This window comes from Mesorhizobium sp. M0830, assembly GCF_040319965.1.
GTDB lineage: Bacteria > Pseudomonadota > Alphaproteobacteria > Rhizobiales > Rhizobiaceae > Mesorhizobium.
In genome coordinates this window covers 1-17,260 of the sequence record NZ_JAMYOR010000097.1, presented here as the reverse complement: position 1 = coordinate 17,260, position 17,260 = coordinate 1, and the positions used below count along the sequence as shown (strand labels likewise).

Below are 17,260 nucleotides of genomic sequence, written 5' to 3'. Positions count from 1 at the left end.
GCCTTCTTCTACCGGAGCAGCTCGAGCCCAGTCGGACCGACCCCCTCTGGCCTGCCGGCCATCTCCCCCTCAAGGGGGGAGATTGGCTAATCACACCAATCCCCGCTTGGCCATCATCGCTTCGGGTGACGGCATCTTGCCGCGAAACGCCGTGTAAAGCTCCTCGGGGTCTTTCGAGCCGCCGGCGGCATAGATGTTCTTGCGTAGCCGCTCGGCGAGCGCCGGGTTGAAGGGGTCGCCGGTTTCCTCGAAGGCGGCGAAGGCGTCGGCGTCGAGCACTTCCGACCACATGTAGGAGTAATAGCCGGCGGAGTAGCCGTCACCGGAAAACACGTGGCCGAAATGGGGGGTGCGATGGCGCATGGCGATGGTGTCCGGCATGACAAGCTTTTCGAGCGTTTCGGCTTCGAAACGAAGCGGCTCCTGCGGCGCGTCCGGCCGCGCATGATAGGCCATGTCCATCAAGGCAGACGCGGTGAATTCCACAGTTGCAAAGCCAGCGCCGAAAGTCCGCGCGGCCAGCATTTTATCGAGCAGCGCCTTGGGCATCGGCTTGCCGGTCTTGACATGCAACGCGTGCTTTTCCAGCACAGCCGGCACGGTCAGCCAGTGCTCGTAGAGCTGCGAGGGCAGTTCGACGAAATCTCGGCTGACCGAGGTTCCGGCGACCGACGGCCAGGTGACATCGGTCAGCATGCCGTGCAGCGCATGGCCGAACTCGTGGAACAGCGTCTTCGCCTCGTCGACCGACAGCAGAGCCGGCTCGCCGACCGGCGGCTTGGCGAAGTTCATGATGTTGTAAATCACCGGTTTCGAGCCGTGACCGAGCCCATAACCGGATTGCAGCGCGCTCATCCAGGCGCCGGAGCGCTTTGACGGCCGGGCGAAATAATCGGCGAGGAACAGGCCGCGCTCGCTGCCGTCGGCATTCCTAACCACGAAGACACGGGCGTCGGGATGCCAGACGGCGATGCCTTTCTTCTCCACGAAGGTTATGCCGAACAGCCGTGTCGCCACGTCGAAGCAGGCGTCGATGATCCGGTCGAGCTGCAAATAGGGTTTCAGTTCGGCCTCGTCGAAGGCGAATTTCTCCGCACGCAGTTTCTCCTGGTAAAAGCGCCAGTCCCAGGCGGCGAATTTTTCATTGCTGCCCACCTGCGTCGCCAGCCGCTGCAGGTCGGTCTTGTCGGCCGCTGCTTTTTCCAGCGCCTTCTCCCACACCGGATCAAGCAGCGCGTGCACCGCCTCCGGCGTCTTGGCCATGGTGTCGTCGAGCTTCAGCGCGGCGAAGGAGCCGTAGCCGAGCAGCTTTGCCTTTTCGGCGCGCAGCTTCAGCATGTCGCGCACTACGGATGTGTTGTCGGTGGCGCCGCCATTCTGGCCGCGCATGGTGAAGGCGCGGAAAGCGGTCTCGCGCAGGTCTCGGCGTTCGGAGAAGGTCGAGAACGGCTCATAGATCGAGCGCGACAGGGTGACGGCATAGCGGCCCTTCTGGCCGCGCATTTCGGCCGCCTCGGCCATCGAGCTTTTCAGAAAGTCCGGCAGACCGGCAAGATCGGCCTCGTCGAGGAACAGCGCCCAGTCGCGCTCGTCAGCAAGCACATTCTGGCCGAAAGTCGTGCCGAGCGAGGACAGCTCCTCGTTGATCCTTGCCAGCCGCTTCTTGCCGTCGGCGTCGAGCTTGGCGCCGGATCGTACAAAACCCTTCCAGGTCTTTTCCAGGACCCGCAGGGTCTCGGCGTCGAGCTTCAGGCTCTCGCGGCGCTGGTAGAGATCGTCGATGCGGGCAAACAGCCTCTCATTCATCGAAATCGCCGAGAAATGCCTGGACATCTTTGGCGAGATGTCGCGCTCCAGGGCCTGGATCGCTTCATTGGTGTGGGCGCCGGCGCGGCACCAGAAGATCGACGAGACACGATCGAGCGCCTCGCCGCCGAGTTCCAACGCGGCAAGCGTGTTCTCGATGGTCGGGGTATCTTCGTTGGCGGCGATCGCTTCGATCTCGGCCTCATGCGCCTTCAGCGCCGCATCGAAGACCGGGGAAAAATCGCCGTCGCCGATGCGCGTGAAATCGGGCAGGCCGAGCGGTCCTTGCCACGCAGTCAGCGGATGGGCTGCAAGGTCGACGGCTTTCGTGGAATGCATGGACGGTCTTTCGCTGGTGAAGGCAGGCAGGGTGGGTCGCTACCGATGTAGGACGCGACCGGCGGACCCGCAATACAGCAGGTGTCCGATATCCGCTTCAAAAACCGTCGCAGTTCTCGGCGATCGCCGCTTGCGAGCTGGCGGTGATGCGGTTGTCGGCCACCGCGAAAGTTTCCTGCATCAGCATGTCGTTGTTGGGAAAGTCGTAGCAGGCGACCACCGTGGTGACGTTGCCTTCGCTCTTCTCGATCCGGTGCCGGATGGAAGTACCGGCAACCGCGCCTTTCCATTCGTTGATCGAGGCGATGAATTCCTGCTTGCTTTGCACAATTCCGAGATCGTCCAGCTTGATGCGGACATCGTCGGAGAGCAGGTCGGACAGCTCGGTGCGGTCGGCGACCAGCAACGCCGAATACCAGCGGCTGATGGTGGCGCGGTCATCGGCGCGGGCGGTAATAGTCGCGATCAGCAGCGCGGCCGCCGTCAAAACGATCGACCTGATATTCACCGCCTTGCGCGCTCTCTTCATCCCAGCTCCGGCCGTTCGAAATCGCCGGTTTCCTTGTTCATCACCCAGAGTTCACCAGTCGAAATGTCGAACCAGGCGCCGTGCAGCGACAGCCGCCCCTTGCCCTCGAGGATCGAGACGCACGGAAAGGTCCGGAGATTGGCAATGGAATAGCGGATCGAGATGCGCTCCAGAGCTGTCTGGCGCTCGGTCGCCGTCATGAAGGTGCTGGAGGAGACCGTTTCCGCGGCCGGCGCGATCAGGCTCATCCACTTGCCGATGAAGTCGCCGGGCGACAGCGGTGCGAAATTGGTGTCGAGCGCAGCGCGGATGCCGCCGCAGCGGCCATGGCCCATGACGACGATGTTCTTGACCTTGAGGCTCTGCACGGCGAATTCGAGCGCGGCGGAGGTCGAATGGAATTCGCCGTCAGGCGCGTAGGGCGGCACAAGATTGCCGACGTTGCGCACCACGAAGAGTTCGCCAGGTCCGGCGTCGAAGATCGCTTCGGGTGCGGCGCGGGAATCGCAACAGGCAACGATCATCGTCTCCGGCGCCTGGCCTTCGCGGGCGAGCTCGCGATAGCGTCCGCTCTCGGTGAGGTAACGGCCGCTCATGAAATTGCGATAGCCGGCGAGGAGATGGTCGGGGAGGTGAGGCATGGGCGGCTAAGGCCTTTCCGGGTTGGAGGCGGCAGCTCGTTGCAGTCGAGACAAGCCTCTAGCGGCAAAAGCCTGTCACGAGCAATGCAGAATTGTAGGAGCTCGTCGTAAAGGCCAGGCACGAAGCGCGACTCTCACAGGTACCCTCACGCCCAAATGGCGACCGGTATGCCAACACGATCGATAGGCGGCGGGTCGGGAAACGGTCGTGCCTCGCCATCGGTGATGCGGCCGGCGATCAGCGTCATCGCCGCCGCATCAAGGAAGTCGTCGGCGGCCGCACCGCGTGGCGGCGGCTGGTCGAGGAAGCCCATCTCATAGCCGTGCCGGCAGAGCAGCGCCTTGCGTTCCGCCATGCCGTCCGGATTGATGCTGCCCCTGATCTTCTTCGGCAGCCGCATGGCCTGATCGCCATTCAGCCGGCAGAAGGCGACTTCCGGATGCGATTCGAACACACGGCCGCGCAAATCGGGCCGCGCGATCAGCAGTGCGTCGATCTCGCGGATCTTGGCAAAAATGCCGAACGCCTGGATCGAAACGCCGCGCGGCGGGTCGGATGTGGCTTTGGCCACCTTGCTTGCCCTCATGTGAGCGGCATACCAGGCTTCGATGGTGGTGAAGTCGCTGGTGTCGGCATAGAGCGCGGCGCGGGACGGGATCGAGAAGACGCTGGATTGGCGTGCCCCAAGCAACGGGCGCACCATCGCTTCGGGGCCGCGCCCCCCTTTGCTCGAAAATTCGGGCAGCCCGATCGGCATGTCGACAGCAATGACAGCGTCGTCGGGGAGTGAGGCAAGCAGGGCAGCGAAGCTTGCAAAGACAGCGACGGAAGGTCTCGGACCGGGGTTACGAGGTATCGAACCGGGGTCGTGCCGGACGGCGATCCAGCCGGCCTTGCAGCCGTCGACGCCGACAAGCACGGCCTTAGTCGGTATCACGCCCGGCGGTCCCGCCCTGGATGCGTGAGGTGGCGAAGCTGAACCATCGCCATCGGGTGCGACAGGCTCTGCGCGTCGGTTTCGAGCTGCAGTTCGTCGCCGCCGCGCTTGGCGGTGCGCGCCAGGATCTCGTAGACCGCCGCCGTCGTCGACTGCAGCGCCTTGATCGGCGGCTGACCGGACAGGATGCGCGCAAGGTAGACCGCTGCGGTCAGATCGCCCAGGCCATTCGGCGGCTTGTCGATCAGGCGATGCTCGGCCAGCAAGGCCTGGCTGCCATCGAGCATAAGATTGCCGGTACCGCCCGTCATCATCGACGGCGCCGAGGTGACCAGCATGGTTAATGGTCCGGCATGAAGGGCGGCCGCGATCACCGATTTCAAGTCGGGCAATGGAGCACCGGCCATCCATTCCAGTTCGTAGCGGTTGGGGGTGGCGATGTCGGCGATCGGCATCAGCCGGTCGCGCATGGCGACGGCGGTCGGTTCAGGCACATAGAGGCCACCCGAATCCCCCATCACCGGATCGCAGATATAGACGGCGTCGGGCGTCCTTGCCTTCACCGCGGCCACCAGCGAGGCGACAGCCTCGGCCTGGCCGGCCTCGCCGAGGTAGCCCGACAGCACGGCGCCAACCTCGCCCAGCCACGGCGCCCGCTCAAGATCGGCCAGCAGCGCCTTGAACTGGTCGAGCGGCGGCACGATGCGCGTTGCCCGTCCATGGCCGGGATGCCAGGGCAGGATGACCGTCGGCACGGCCCAGACCGGAAAGCCCAGCGTCTCCAGCGCGAACACGGCGGCACGGTTGCCGACCGAGCCGCGCGCGACATGGCTGGAAATGACGATGACCGCACGCGGCGCGTCGGTTGGTTCGGCGCTCATCGTTGCTTGATTCCTAACTGCCCCGGATGACGTAAAGCACGAGCCAGACCATCAGGCCCAGCGCCAGCAGCAGGCCGAGTGTCCGGCCAACGCGGGTGCCCCAGACTTCGATCGGATCGGCACGATCGGCATCGGCCGCGGTGACGTGATCATGCATGCCTTTCGTGGCCCGCGCGACAAACGAGTTGCCGGCGGGATCCGTCTCTAGGGCAACGCGCTCGAGGATACGGCGCGATTCCTTCTCGCTGTCCTGGCGTTCCGCCATGGTGATGTCCTGTTTCGACACGACCTTACCGCGTTCGCCCCGCCAATTACAGGGGCTTGCGGCTGACGGTAACGTGTCGATAACCGTGCCCGTCGAGGTCATTTTCTTGTGTGCCGATTGTGGTAATGCTTCGCACGCAACTTCTACCGAGGGACCTCTTCATGTTTGCCCAGCGCATTGCCCCGCCGTCCATGTTCCGCACGCTGCCTGCCTTCCTGGTGATGGCGATCGTGCTGCCGCTGCTTGCCGGCTGCGGATACAACACCATCCCGACGGCAGAGGAAAACGCCAAGGCGGCATGGAGCGAGGTGCTGAACCAATATCAACGCCGCGCCGACCTCATCCCTAACCTGGTCGAGACGGTCAAGGGCTATGCCTCGCATGAAAAGGACACGCTCGATGCGGTCGTCGAAGCCCGCGCCAAGGCCACGCAGGTCACCGTGACGCCGGAAACGTTGAACAATCCTGAAGCGTTCAAGAAGTTCCAGGACAGCCAGGCCGGCCTGACCAGCGCACTGTCGCGGCTCTTGGCTGTGGTCGAGAACTATCCCGACCTCAAGGCCAACCAGAATTTCCTGGCGCTGCAGGCGCAGCTCGAAGGCACCGAAAACCGTATCGCGGTGGCGCGGCGCGACTACATCCTGGCAGTGAAGGAATACAATCTGACGCTGAGGACCTTCCCCTCGGTGCTTTGGGCGACGTTCTGGTTCCGCAGCAACCAGCCCTTCGCCAATTTCACCATCGAAGACGACAAGCTACAGACGCCGAAGGTCGATTTCGGCACGAAGCAGGGCGGGTGATCGTCGACTGCCATCGGAATAAATCTCGCGAAATCACGGACTGCTGGCGTGCAAACACCCCCCTCTGTCCTGCCGGACATCTCCCCCTCAAGGGGGGAGATTGGCAGTTTCGAGCGCATTGCTCATCCTTCTGCGCCGGTGATTGGCGAAGGCCGGTGTGACGTCCAATCTCCCCCCTTGAGGGGGAGATGTCCGGCAGGACAGAGGAGGGCGCCGCGGAACACCTACCTTTCCTTTCTTAGCCTTCTTGCCAGCCTCTTCTTCCTCCCCATCACCGCCTTCGCCGCCGAACTTCCCGCTCTGACCGGCCGTGTCGTCGACAATGCCGGCATCATCGATGCGGCGACGAAGGCGGCGCTGACGCAGAAGCTTGCCGATTTCGAGACGAAAGGCTCGGATCAGATCGTCGTCGCGACGATTCCCAGCCTCGATGGCGAAGAGATCGAACCTTACGCCAACCGGCTGTTTCGCTTCTGGAAACTCGGCCAGGCGAAGGAAAACAATGGCGTGCTTCTGTTGGTGGCGAAAAATGACCGCAAGATGCGCATCGAGGTCGGCTACGGGCTGGAAGGCACGCTGACGGACCTGCACACCAAGCTGATCATCGAAAACGACATGGTGCCGGCCTTTCGCGCCGGCGATTTCTCCGGCGGCATAGAAAAGGCCGTCGACGACATGATCATGGTGCTGGAAGGCAATCCGGAGGAATTGGAAGCGCGGGGCAAGCGCAACCAGCAGGCGCCCTTCAATTCCGATGACCTGTTCTTCGGCGTCTTCATCAGCATCTGGGCGATCATCTTCTTCGGCAGCATCGCGGCTTCGGTCCTGCCGCCGATCTTCGGCCAGAAGCTTGGGCCCGGCCGCTATCGCTGGCTCGGCATGACTTTCGAGCCACACCGGCGGTCCTCCGGTGGCGGCTGGTCGTCGGGAGGTTCCGGCGGTGGCTGGTCCTCGGGCGGCGGCGGGTTTTCCGGCGGCGGTGGCTCATCCGGTGGGGGCGGTTCTTCAGGAAGCTGGTGAGACAGATCATGGCGACACGACCAATCAGCCCGCAGGATCATGAGCGCATCGCAACCGCGATCCGCGCCGCCGAGGAGAAGACCGACGGCGAAATCTACTGCGTCGTGGCGCACGCCAGCGATGGGTATTTCTTCCCGGCTGCCTTCATGGCGACAGTATGCATGCTGATCGTCAGTCTGGCCGGCGGCTATGGGCTGGAAGCCTGGTGGCTGTCGATCCGGCTGCCGCATTTTGTCCTTGCCCAGCTTCTGGCGCTTGCCAGCTTGCTGGCGATGTTGTGGGCGATGCCCGGCCTGCGCATCCATCTGGTGCCAAGGCGGCTGCGCTACCAGGCGGCGCATGTCAACGCGATCAAGCAGTTCCTCGCCCGCAACGTCCACCGCACCACGGCGCGTACCGGGGTATTGATCTTCGTCTCGATCGCAGAACGCTATGCCGAAGTGGTCGCCGATTCGGGCATCGACGCCAAGGTCGGCCAACCTGTCTGGGATGGCGTCGTGCGCGACCTTACCGCGCATGCCGGCGACGACAGGCTTGCCGACGGCTTCGTCAAGGCCATCGAACTGGTGGGAGCGGTTCTCGCCGAGCATTTCCCGGTCACGTTGGGCGACAGCAACGAGTTGGACGATCATCTCGTAGAGATTTGAGCCCTTTCCACAGAGACATTGAAGGCCTCACCGAGGCGATCATCGCTTGTGAGAAAGCCGGCGGCGGGCCGCCCGGACTCTTGCAATCGGGCGATGCGGGTTTATGGTTAACAAATCATGAATACGCTGACGATCGACATCAGGAAGGCCGACCCGCGCGATGCCAGTGCCATCGCTGAGGTGCATCTGGAGGCTTGGCGCGGGGCCTATTCCGGCATTATTCCGCATCGCACCCTGACATCGATGATCAACCGGCGCGGCGCCGACTGGTGGGCGAATGCGATTCGTCGCGCCGCCACCGTTCTGGTCGTGGAGATCGGCGGCAAGGTCGCCGGCTATGCGACGATCGGCAAGAACCGCGCCCGAGAGCTCAAGCAGCAAGGCGAAATCTACGAATTGTACCTGCGCCCGGAATATCAGGGCATCGGGCTCGGCAGTCGCCTGTTCGCGGCAGCCAGGGCCCGTCTGGCCGATCACGGGCTGAAAGGCATGGTGGTTTGGGCGTTGGAAGACAACCAGAACGCGCTCGCCTTCTATGCCAGCGCCGGCGGACGCGATGTCGCCGAAGGCGTCGAGATCTTCGAGCAGAAGGCGCTGAAGAAGGTCGCTTTCGTCTGGGAATGACACCCCGGCCTTTCCGGCCGTCCGCGTGTTCCGATCGGATCCTAGGCACCATTCGCCGCATTGCACCATGGCGCGCCGCCCGCTATCGATCTTTTATCGAGAGAGGGACAAAGCCATGCGCATAGAAGCCATCGCCAGTGGAAAGAATCCGCCTGAGGACGTCAACGTCATCATCGAGGTGCCGATCGGCGGCGAGCCGATCAAGTATGAGATGGACAAGGAGGCCGGCACGCTGTTCGTCGACCGCTTCCTGCACACCTCGATGCGCTACCCCGGCAATTACGGCTTCGTGCCGCACACGCTGTCGGGCGACGGCGATCCGATCGACGTGCTGGTCTGCAACACGCGCGCGCTGGTGCCGGGCTGCGTCATCAACGTGCGGCCGATCGGCGTGCTGATCATGGAAGACAATGCCGGCCAGGACGAGAAGATCATCGCCGTGCCGTCACCGAAGCTGACGCTGCGTTACGAGAACGTCACCGAATACACCCAGCTGCCCGACATCACCCGCCAGCAGGTGCAGCACTTCTTCGAGCACTACAAGGATCTCGAGCCCGGCAAATGGGTCAAGATCGAAGGCTGGCACGATTCCAAATATGCCAGGAAGATGATCGTCGACGCGATCGAGCGGGCCAAGGCGAGCAAGTAACCGCGCTTCGTCATCCTCGGGCTTGGCCCGAGGATCGATGCCGTGAAGCTAGCCGAACTTCGCGGCGGAACAGATTCCGCGGATCGTGTCGTTGCGCTCCTTGCCCCGCCCGTGGATGACGAAGCTACGGGCGCGATGGCCAATTCCCACCGTGTCAGTTGTCGACCCGGCCGAAAGCCGGCACGTTGCCGATGACGGTGTGCCTGTCCTTGCCGCAGGCGAAGGTTCGCGCCTTGTCGTCGGCAAGCTTGCGCGCCTGATCGTTGGCGGCGGGGTTGCCGGTGGCCAGCACCAGGCCGATCGTGCAGCCGTCGCGGGCCTCCATCTGGCCGACTTTGGCGACGAGCAACACTTCGGTCGACTTTTTTTCGTCATCCGGGTTGCTGATCGTGCGGCGATGGATGACGGCAAAGGGCACTGCGGTCTCGCCCTTGGTCTCGACGCGCCATTCGATCTTGGCTCCGGATGAATTGAAACCGGAAAAGCTCTCCCAGACGGTCGTCATGTCGCCACCGGGCGGAAAACCGTAGAACAGCGATTCACGAGCATCGTCATAGGCAATCAGCACAGGATAGCCGCGGTAGCCCGAACAGGCGAGGTCGGCCCAGTCGCCGTCGCCTTCCTCGGCCTGCGCGTAAGTCACGCAGTCCTTCTTCGAGTCGAGATCGGTGTAGGCGCTTGCAATGCCGTCGGCGTGTGCGGCCTGGCAGAAGCCCGCGAGAGTGAGCAGAATCAGCAGGCTGCGCATCGCGGACACTCCGTTGCAGGCCATCGCAGCGTAGCGCCAAATGCTATTTCTTCAAGCTGGCTTCAATCAGCAGATCGGCGTTGCGGGCGACCGCTTTTGCCGGACCGCCGAGCCCGAACAACTGACCGCTGATATAGGCACCCTCGATCAGGAGCAGCAGGCCATCGCCGAGCGTGTCAGGGTCTTGGGCGCCCATCGCAACCGCCATGGCGCGCAGGCGGCGGCGCAGTTCCTGCTTGTTGGCCTCGCTGACCACGCGGGCCGGATGGCTGTGGTCGGGATATTCGACCGCCGCATTGGTCATGCCGCAGCCGCGGTAGTCAGCCACTTGCGTTCGCTTGCCGATGCGGGTCAGGAAAGCCTTGATCTGCGCGCGCGGGTCGCCGGGATGAGCGGCGACAGCCTCATCGAAACGCTCCCAGTATTCACGGTCGTATTGCCTGAGATAGGAAGCGGCCAGTTCATCCTTGGAGGGGAAGCTGCGATAGAGGCTGGGCTTGGTGACGCCGGCGCGTTTGACGATCTCGTCGACGCCGATCGCCCTGATGCCGCGCCGGTAGAACAGATCATAGGCGACATCGAGAATCTTCTTGGCGGCTTTCGGCGGCGCCGATGCATGATCGTCGCTGATGGTCAGATCAATATTTTTGTCCGTTGGCATCGTGTGACTCGATTGACAATGTTACCGATCGGTACGTATACCTGTTCCCACTCTGCAACGTACCGGTCAGTAACATGATAACTCAATCTCGTGCCTTTGGCCAGCGCTACGCCTTCGTCGTGGTTGGCATCATCTTTCTCTGCCTGCTGGTCGCGGCCGGCCTGCGGTCCGCACCCGCCGTCATGATGCTGCCGCTGGAGAACAGCTTTGGCTGGCGGCGAGACGTCATCTCGCTGGCTGCTGGTGTCGGCATCCTGCTTTACGGTCTCACCGGTCCGTTTGCCGCGGCCCTGATGGAGCGCATCGGGCTGCGCCGCACGCTGCTCGCCTCCCTGATGGTGATGTCAGGCTCCACCGCGCTCAGCCTGCTGATGACCAAGCCCTGGCATCTGTTCATCACCTGGGGCGTGTTCTCGGGCATTGGTTCCGGCGCTGTCGCCAGCGTGCTCGGCGCCACCATCGTCAATCGCTGGTTCAAGACCAATCGCGGCCTTGTCATGGGACTGATGTCGGCCTCAAGCGCCTCTGGCATGCTGGTGTTCCTGCCGATGATCGCCGCGCTGGCGCAGTCGGGTGGCTGGCAGCCGGTCGTCGTTGCGGTGGCGTGCCCCACCGCGGCCCTGATACCGCTGGTCTGGCTGCTGGTGCCGGAACGGCCGGCCTCGATCGGCATGGTGCGCTACGGCGCCGAGGCCGACGACGTGCCGCCGGCTCCGCCCGCGTCACAGGGCAATTTCCTCGCGCATACGTTCTCGACGTTGCGCCGCGCCGCCGGCACGAGGGTATTCTGGTATCTGTTCGCCACCTTCTTCGTCTGCGGCTTCACCACCAACGGGCTGGTCGGCACGCATCTGATCGCGTTCTGCGGCGACATGGGCATCGGCGAGGTGCAGGCCGCCGGCCTGCTGTCGATGATGGGCATTTTCGACCTGATCGGCACGACACTGTCGGGCTGGCTTACCGACCGCTACGATCCGCGCAAGCTGCTTGGCGTCTATTACGGCATTCGTGGCCTGTCGCTGATCTATCTGCCCTATTCCGGCTTCTCGGCGACCAGCCTGATCATCTTCGCGGTGCTCTACGGCCTCGACTGGATCGCCACCGTGCCGCCGACGCTGAGGCTCGCCAACGAGGCGTTCGGCGATCGCAGCGGACCGATCGTGTTCGGTTGGATCGTCGCCGGCCACCAGATCGGCGCGGCCACCGCCGCCGCTTTCGGCGGCACCATGCGCGAGCTGCAAGGCAACTACGAACTGGCCTTCCTGATTGCCGGCATGACGGCAATTGCCGCGGCGTGTATCTCGCTGCTGATCAATACAAGCCGGCCAGCGTTTGAACCGGAGCCGAGAGCGGCTTAGCCGCGACGGCGGAGCGCTAATCTCCCCCCTTGAGGGGGAGATGGCCGCGAAGCGGCCAGAGGGGGTCGGTCCGACCGGGCTCTGCCTCCTGGTGCAGATGGAGGTCGGCGCTCTATGCGCGGCGACCCCCTCTGTCGCCTTCGGCGACATCTCCCCCTCGAGGGGGGAGATCACCCTGTTCACTGTTATCAAACCTTCATCATCCCGAGATGCGCCTGAAACATTGACGCTGGATCCTGGTGGCACCGTTCAAGCCATCCAGGAAACAGCCATGAACAAGCTTTCGATGACCCGCCGCGCCTTCGTCACGTCCGCCAGCGCCGTTGGCTTGGCCGGCGTTTCGAGCCTGGCACTGCCATACTATTCGCGCGCCAATCAGCGGCCGGCCTTCACACATGGCGTCCAGTCGGGCGATGTCGACGCCACCAGCGGCATGGTTTGGACGCGCACCGACCGCCCGTCGCGCGTCATGTTCGAGGTGTCGTCGACGGAGAATTTCACCAATGCGACGCGCCTTGCGCCGCTCGATACGTCGCCGGCCAGCGATTACACCGTCAAACGGCTGCTCACCGACCTCGCTTCAGACCAGGACATCTTCTACCGCATGACATCAGCCGATCTCGCCGACATCAACGCCGTTTCGGAGCCGATCACCGGTCGCTTCAGGACGGCGCCGGCCTCGAAGCGAGACATCCGCTTTGCCTGGTCGGGCGACACGGCCGGCCAGGGCTGGGGCATCGACGAGACCGGCATGAAGACCTACGCCACGATCGGCAGGCACACGCCCGATTTCTTCCTGCACTCGGGCGACACCATCTATGCCGACGGCGCCATGAAGGACGAGGTCGACCTGCCCGGCGGCGGCAAGTGGAAGAACGTCGTGCTGATCGACGGCAAGCGCAAGGTCGCCGAGACGCTGGACGAATACCGGGACCAGTGGAAATACAACATGATGGACCGGAACGTGCTCGGCTTGAGCGCCATCTGCCCGACCTTCTACCAGTGGGACGACCACGAAGTTCTGAACAACTGGTCGGATTCGAAGAATCTCAGCGCCGACAATCGCTATACGGAAAAATCCATCCACGTGCTGGCGGCCCGCGCGGCGCGCGCCTTTCATGAGATGACGACGATCCGCTATGAACCCTCCGAGCCCGGCCGCATCTATCGCAAGATCGCTTACGGGCCGCTGCTCGACGTGTTCTTTCTCGATATGCGGTCCTATCGCGGCCCCAACGGTCCGGACATGCAAGATGAGATGACCCCGCAATCGCGCATGCTGGGCGAACAGCAGACGAAATGGCTGAAGCGCGAGCTGGCCAATTCGAAGGCGACCTGGAAAATCATCGCCGCGGACATGCCGCTCGGCCTCGTCGTCTGGGATGACGGCACCAAGAAGGTCGGCGCCGAAGCGGTCAGCAATGGCGATAATGGCTTGCCAAAGGGACGCGAGCTCGAGATCGCCGACCTGCTGCGCTTCATCAAAAACGCCGGCATCAGCAACACAGTCTGGCTGACCGCCGACGTGCATTACACGGCCGCCCACCATTACAACCCGGACAAGGCGCAGTTCCAGGATTTCAATCCGTTCTGGGAATTCGTCTCGGGCCCGATCCATGCCGGAACGTTCGGCCCCAACGATTTTGACATGACATTCGGGCCGGAGCTGAAGTTCATCAAGGCGCCGACTGCCGAACAGGGTCAGAACCTGCCGCCATCGGCGGGCCTGCAATTCTTCGGGCTGGTCGATATTTCAGGCGCCAGCGAGCAGATGACAGTGCGGCTGATGGATCGCGACGACAACGAGCTCTACAAGGTGACGCTCGACCCGGTGCGGTCGGCATAAACGCACTTTCCACCCTCCCCCTTGTGGGGAGGGTCGGCGCGGCGGCTTCGCAAAGCGAAGCTGGCGAGACGGGGCGGGGGTGAAGCGCCGTCTTAGTCCGGGTAGCAGACCATTGGAATGTTCGGCCAGACGGCGCTGTCGCAGTTGGCGGTGTCCTGCCTCTGCTTGAAGGAGGCGCTGACCGGGCCGGTCACCATCGGGTCGACCCCGTCGGGTGCGTCGGCGAAAACCTGCTCGGCTGTCTGCGTGCCGGACTGCGCAACGGGGCGCGTCTCACGCAGCGTCGCAGCCGACTGCGCGGCGTTGGCGGCCAGCAGGATTGCAAAGGCTGCGGATGCGATGAGCGGCCAAAATCGGTTGAGTTTATCGGTCATGATGTTCGAACTGCCCGGGCCCGGAAAGGTTCCCGCCTTGGTTAACAGAATCATCTCACACGCAGATGCTTAAGATTTGATGAGTATTTGGTGGCGCGCCTCCTCTTTCGCAACTGCGAAAAACCCTGTATGAGCCGCGCAACCGAAAGAGGCAGCGCCTTTTGGCCTGCTGCCTGCAACGCTTCCGAGACCAGAACATGAAAATCCGTAATATCGCGATCATCGCGCACGTCGACCATGGAAAAACCACCCTCGTCGACCAATTGCTCCGCCAATCCGGCTCCTTCCGGGACAACCAGCGCGTCGCCGAACGCGCCATGGATTCCAACGACCTCGAAAAGGAACGCGGCATCACCATCCTGGCCAAGGCGACCTCGGTCGATTGGAAGGACACCCGCATCAACATCGTCGACACCCCCGGCCACGCCGATTTTGGTGGCGAGGTCGAACGCATCCTGTCGATGGTGGACTCAGCCATTGTGCTGGTCGACGCTGCCGAGGGGCCGATGCCGCAGACCAAGTTCGTCGTCGGCAAGGCGCTCAAGGTCGGCCTGAAACCGATCGTCGTCATCAACAAGATCGACCGCCCGGACGCCCGCCATGTCGAAGTGGTCAACGAGGTGTTCGACCTGTTCGCAGCGCTCGACGCCACCGATGAGCAGCTCGACTTCCCGATTCTGTACGGTTCAGGCCGTGACGGCTGGGTTTCCGAAAATCCGGAAGGACCGAAGGACCAGCAGTTGGCGCCGCTGTTCGACCTCGTCATCAAGCATGTGCCGGCGCCGACCGTGCATCCCGGCCCGTTCCGCATGATCGGCACCATCCTGGAAGCCAATCCGTTCCTCGGCCGCATCATCACCGGCCGCATCGAATCAGGCACGTTGAAGTCCAACCAGCCGGTCAAGGTGCTGCACCATGACGGCACGCTGGTCGAAACCGGCCGTATTTCCAAGATCCTCGCTTTCCGCGGCCTCGAGCGCCAGCCGATCGAAGAGGCCCAGGCGGGCGACATCGTCGCCATTGCCGGGCTCTCGAAAGGCACCGTCGCCGACACGTTCTGCGATCCGGCGGTGAGCGAGCCGCTGCATGCGCAGCCGATCGATCCGCCGACCGTGACCATGTCCTTCCTCGTCAACGACAGTCCGCTGGCCGGCACCGAAGGCGACAAGGTCACCAGCCGCGTTATCCGCGACCGCCTGCTGCGCGAGGCCGAAGGCAATGTCGCGCTGAAGATCGAGGAATCGCCCGACAAGGATTCGTTCTTCGTCTCCGGCCGCGGCGAATTGCAGCTGGCCGTGCTGATCGAGACGATGCGCCGCGAGGGTTTCGAGATCGCCGTGTCGCGTCCGCGCGTCGTCATGCAGAAGGGCGAGAACGGAGAGTTGCAGGAACCCATCGAGGAAGTCGTTATCGACGTCGACGAGGAGCATGCCGGCATCGTCGTGCAGAAGATGTCGGAGCGCAAGGCCGAGATGGTCGAGCTGCGCCCGTCCGGCGGCAATCGCCAGCGCATCGTCTTCCACGCGCCGACGCGCGGCCTGATCGGATACCAGTCGGAACTGCTGACCGACACGCGCGGCACGGCCGTGATGAACCGGCTGTTCCATGCCTACGAGCCCTACAAGGGCGAACTGCCGGGGCGTACCAACGGCGTTCTGATCTCCAACGAGCAGGGCGAGGCGGTGGCCTACGCCATGTGGAACCTGGAAGACCGCGGCCCGATGGTCATCGACCCGGGCGTCAAGGTCTATCAGGGCATGATCATCGGCATCCACAGCCGCGACAACGATCTCGAAGTGAACGTGCTCAAGGGCAAGAAGCTGACCAATATCCGCGCCGCCGGCAAGGATGAGGCGGTGAAGCTGACCCCGCCGATCCGCATGACGCTGGAACGCGCGCTGGCCTGGATCCAGGACGACGAGCTGGTCGAAGTGACGCCGAAGACGATCCGGCTGCGCAAGCTCTATCTCGACCCGAACGAGCGCAAGCGTTTCGAGAAGTCGGCCAAGGCGGTCGGCGCGGCATAAGCTTCTCTATTTCCAAAAGGTTGAGAGGGGCGGAGCAAACCAATGCTCCGCCCCTCTTCCGTTCATCCACCGGCAGCCGACATAATGTCGTCCTTGTCGACCTCACCGGCCAGATCGATGCGGATGGTCATTCCCTGGCGGGCCGGCTTGCGCAAGGCTTTGGCACCGTCCGGATGAACGACCAGCAATCGTCGCTCCTCCAGCGCTTGAAGCCGTGATCGCGAGATGCCGAGTTCGCCGGCGAGCAGCCGATCGAGTCGCAGGGATATCGGTATTTCGAGGCCAAGCTGGAGCTCCAGCGCGGTTGCAGTCTCCCTTGTGCCGCCAAGCCTGTGCTTGTGAACGGCGACATCGGGAAATTCCTCGACACGCCCGATCCGGTTTCGCAGTGCGACCACATCGAAGGCATGGCGGCGGGCCAGCCACGGATCGTTGCTTTCGAGCGCCTGCAGCAAAGCAGGCTCGATGTCGCGGCGGTTGCAACGCTCGAAAATGTCGAAATTCCAAGAATTGTCGCAGTCGATGCAGCGGTAGATCAGCCAGACATCGATGCGCTTGCCGTTGGCGTTGACGCGGAATTTTCCGCTGCTGCAATAGGCTTTCACAGTGCCGCAGCGATTGCAGTTGATGAGCGGTCGAGGTGCAATTTTGGGCGTGATCGCCCAGCCGATGCGCAGAAATCCAGACATGCCGATAAGCCCTTCCCGTCGGGAAGTTCATCAGGCCGGCGATGTCGAGATGCCCATGCGGACACGGCGTGGCGGTAGACTGCGGTTTTTGGAAATCAGGTGTCACGGGCAAGAGCCGCGCGACGCGGTTCAGCAGTGCCAAACCGGTCTCGAACCGCCGCCCTAAGGAACACGTGAACATGAAAACAGACACCGCGAATGCAGCGTCATGCAGTGTGTCGGGGGAGTTGACGAGACCGGCGGTTACGTAGGCAAAGTGAAGCTCAAAATTGTTTCGCGGCGGCCTTTCTAGCCGCGAGATTCCGGGCGGACAAGCGTGATCTTGTCGGCCCTCAGGGCGAAATCATGAATCGTTAACCTGCAAGGACGGCTTGGCGGTAGGTCGGGTTCATGAGGGCTTTGAGGCGCTTACGCTTGA

Annotated in this window: 18 protein-coding genes; 8 read left to right on the top strand and 10 right to left on the bottom strand. The window is 63.1% G+C overall.

The window, feature by feature from the left end; all coding sequences use genetic code 11:
* Positions 1 to 90 precede the first annotated feature (90 nt).
* The 6 genes from NKI20_RS32090 to NKI20_RS32065 all read right to left on the bottom strand — a co-directional run bounded on the left by NKI20_RS32090 (position 91) and on the right by NKI20_RS32065 (position 5,399).
* Entirely contained in the window at positions 91 to 2,145 is a 2,055-nt protein-coding gene (locus NKI20_RS32090; RefSeq protein ID WP_352837903.1) for a M3 family metallopeptidase, read from the bottom strand.
* A 97-nt stretch (positions 2,146 to 2,242) separates the two neighbouring features.
* The gene (locus NKI20_RS32085) at positions 2,243 to 2,674 is read right to left on the bottom strand and encodes a nuclear transport factor 2 family protein (RefSeq protein ID WP_352837901.1); all 432 of its coding nucleotides are present in this window, start codon (positions 2,672 to 2,674) and stop codon (positions 2,243 to 2,245) included.
* Entirely contained in the window at positions 2,671 to 3,315 is a 645-nt protein-coding gene (locus NKI20_RS32080; protein WP_023760861.1) for a carbonic anhydrase, read from the bottom strand. Before NKI20_RS32080 ends, NKI20_RS32085 begins: the two co-directional genes overlap by 4 nt.
* A 146-nt stretch (positions 3,316 to 3,461) precedes the next feature.
* Complete coding sequence (locus NKI20_RS32075) at positions 3,462 to 4,253, bottom strand: DUF429 domain-containing protein (protein WP_352837899.1); 792 nt, start codon at positions 4,251 to 4,253, stop codon at positions 3,462 to 3,464.
* Entirely contained in the window at positions 4,250 to 5,134 is an 885-nt protein-coding gene (gene pdxY / locus NKI20_RS32070; protein WP_352837897.1) for a pyridoxal kinase PdxY, read from the bottom strand. Before pdxY ends, NKI20_RS32075 begins: the two co-directional genes overlap by 4 nt.
* Positions 5,135 to 5,147: 13 nt before the next feature.
* Entirely contained in the window at positions 5,148 to 5,399 is a 252-nt protein-coding gene (locus NKI20_RS32065; RefSeq protein ID WP_352837895.1) for a hypothetical protein, read from the bottom strand.
* Positions 5,400 to 5,560: 161 nt separating this feature from the next.
* On the opposite strand from NKI20_RS32065, the gene NKI20_RS32060 reads away from it, so the two are divergent.
* The 5 genes from NKI20_RS32060 to ppa all read left to right on the top strand — a co-directional run bounded on the left by NKI20_RS32060 (position 5,561) and on the right by ppa (position 9,139).
* Positions 5,561 to 6,199 (top strand): LemA family protein, encoded by a 639-nt coding sequence (locus NKI20_RS32060; RefSeq protein ID WP_352837893.1) that lies wholly within the window; start codon positions 5,561 to 5,563, stop codon positions 6,197 to 6,199.
* A 177-nt stretch (positions 6,200 to 6,376) separates the two neighbouring features.
* Positions 6,377 to 7,219, top strand: coding sequence for a TPM domain-containing protein (locus NKI20_RS32055; protein ID WP_352606265.1), 843 nt, complete (start codon positions 6,377 to 6,379; stop codon positions 7,217 to 7,219).
* Positions 7,220 to 7,227: 8 nt separating this feature from the next.
* Positions 7,228 to 7,866 (top strand): TPM domain-containing protein, encoded by a 639-nt coding sequence (locus NKI20_RS32050; RefSeq protein ID WP_352837891.1) that lies wholly within the window; start codon positions 7,228 to 7,230, stop codon positions 7,864 to 7,866.
* A gap of 117 nt (positions 7,867 to 7,983) precedes the next feature.
* A complete protein-coding gene (locus tag NKI20_RS32045; RefSeq protein ID WP_023760854.1) occupies positions 7,984 to 8,490 on the top strand; it encodes a GNAT family N-acetyltransferase in 507 nt (168 codons plus the stop codon).
* Between the two features lie 115 nt (positions 8,491 to 8,605).
* Entirely contained in the window at positions 8,606 to 9,139 is a 534-nt protein-coding gene (gene ppa / locus NKI20_RS32040) for an inorganic diphosphatase (RefSeq protein ID WP_023760853.1), read from the top strand.
* 154 nt (positions 9,140 to 9,293) lie between these two features.
* Here the strand turns inward: ppa and NKI20_RS32035 are convergent, their stop codons facing one another.
* Positions 9,294 to 9,887, bottom strand: coding sequence for a hypothetical protein (locus NKI20_RS32035; RefSeq protein ID WP_023760852.1), 594 nt, complete (start codon positions 9,885 to 9,887; stop codon positions 9,294 to 9,296).
* Between the two features lie 43 nt (positions 9,888 to 9,930).
* The gene (locus NKI20_RS32030) at positions 9,931 to 10,548 is read right to left on the bottom strand and encodes a TetR/AcrR family transcriptional regulator (protein WP_352733233.1); all 618 of its coding nucleotides are present in this window, start codon (positions 10,546 to 10,548) and stop codon (positions 9,931 to 9,933) included.
* A 74-nt stretch (positions 10,549 to 10,622) separates the two neighbouring features.
* Here NKI20_RS32030 and NKI20_RS32025 point away from each other — a divergent pair, with 74 nt between their 5' ends.
* Together NKI20_RS32025 and NKI20_RS32020 are read left to right on the top strand one after the other, a co-directional pair.
* Positions 10,623 to 11,906, top strand: a complete 1,284-nt coding sequence (locus NKI20_RS32025) for an MFS transporter (protein WP_352837888.1) — start codon at positions 10,623 to 10,625, stop codon at positions 11,904 to 11,906.
* A 271-nt stretch (positions 11,907 to 12,177) separates the two neighbouring features.
* Positions 12,178 to 13,752 carry an alkaline phosphatase D family protein gene (locus NKI20_RS32020; RefSeq protein WP_352837887.1) on the top strand — a complete coding sequence of 525 codons (1,575 nt, stop codon included), beginning with the start codon at positions 12,178 to 12,180 and terminating at the stop codon, positions 13,750 to 13,752.
* 92 nt (positions 13,753 to 13,844) lie between these two features.
* On the opposite strand, the gene NKI20_RS32015 is transcribed toward NKI20_RS32020, so the two are convergent.
* Entirely contained in the window at positions 13,845 to 14,126 is a 282-nt protein-coding gene (locus NKI20_RS32015; RefSeq protein ID WP_352837886.1) for a hypothetical protein, read from the bottom strand.
* 197 nt (positions 14,127 to 14,323) lie between these two features.
* Here NKI20_RS32015 and typA point away from each other — a divergent pair, with 197 nt between their 5' ends.
* Positions 14,324 to 16,153 (top strand): translational GTPase TypA, encoded by a 1,830-nt coding sequence (typA, locus tag NKI20_RS32010; protein WP_352487331.1) that lies wholly within the window; start codon positions 14,324 to 14,326, stop codon positions 16,151 to 16,153.
* Positions 16,154 to 16,215: 62 nt separating this feature from the next.
* On the opposite strand, the gene NKI20_RS32005 is transcribed toward typA, so the two are convergent.
* On the bottom strand, positions 16,216 to 16,842 hold the full coding sequence (locus tag NKI20_RS32005; RefSeq protein WP_352837884.1) for a DUF1062 domain-containing protein: 627 nt from the start codon (positions 16,840 to 16,842) through the stop codon (positions 16,216 to 16,218).
* Between the last annotated feature and the right edge of the window lie 418 nt (positions 16,843 to 17,260).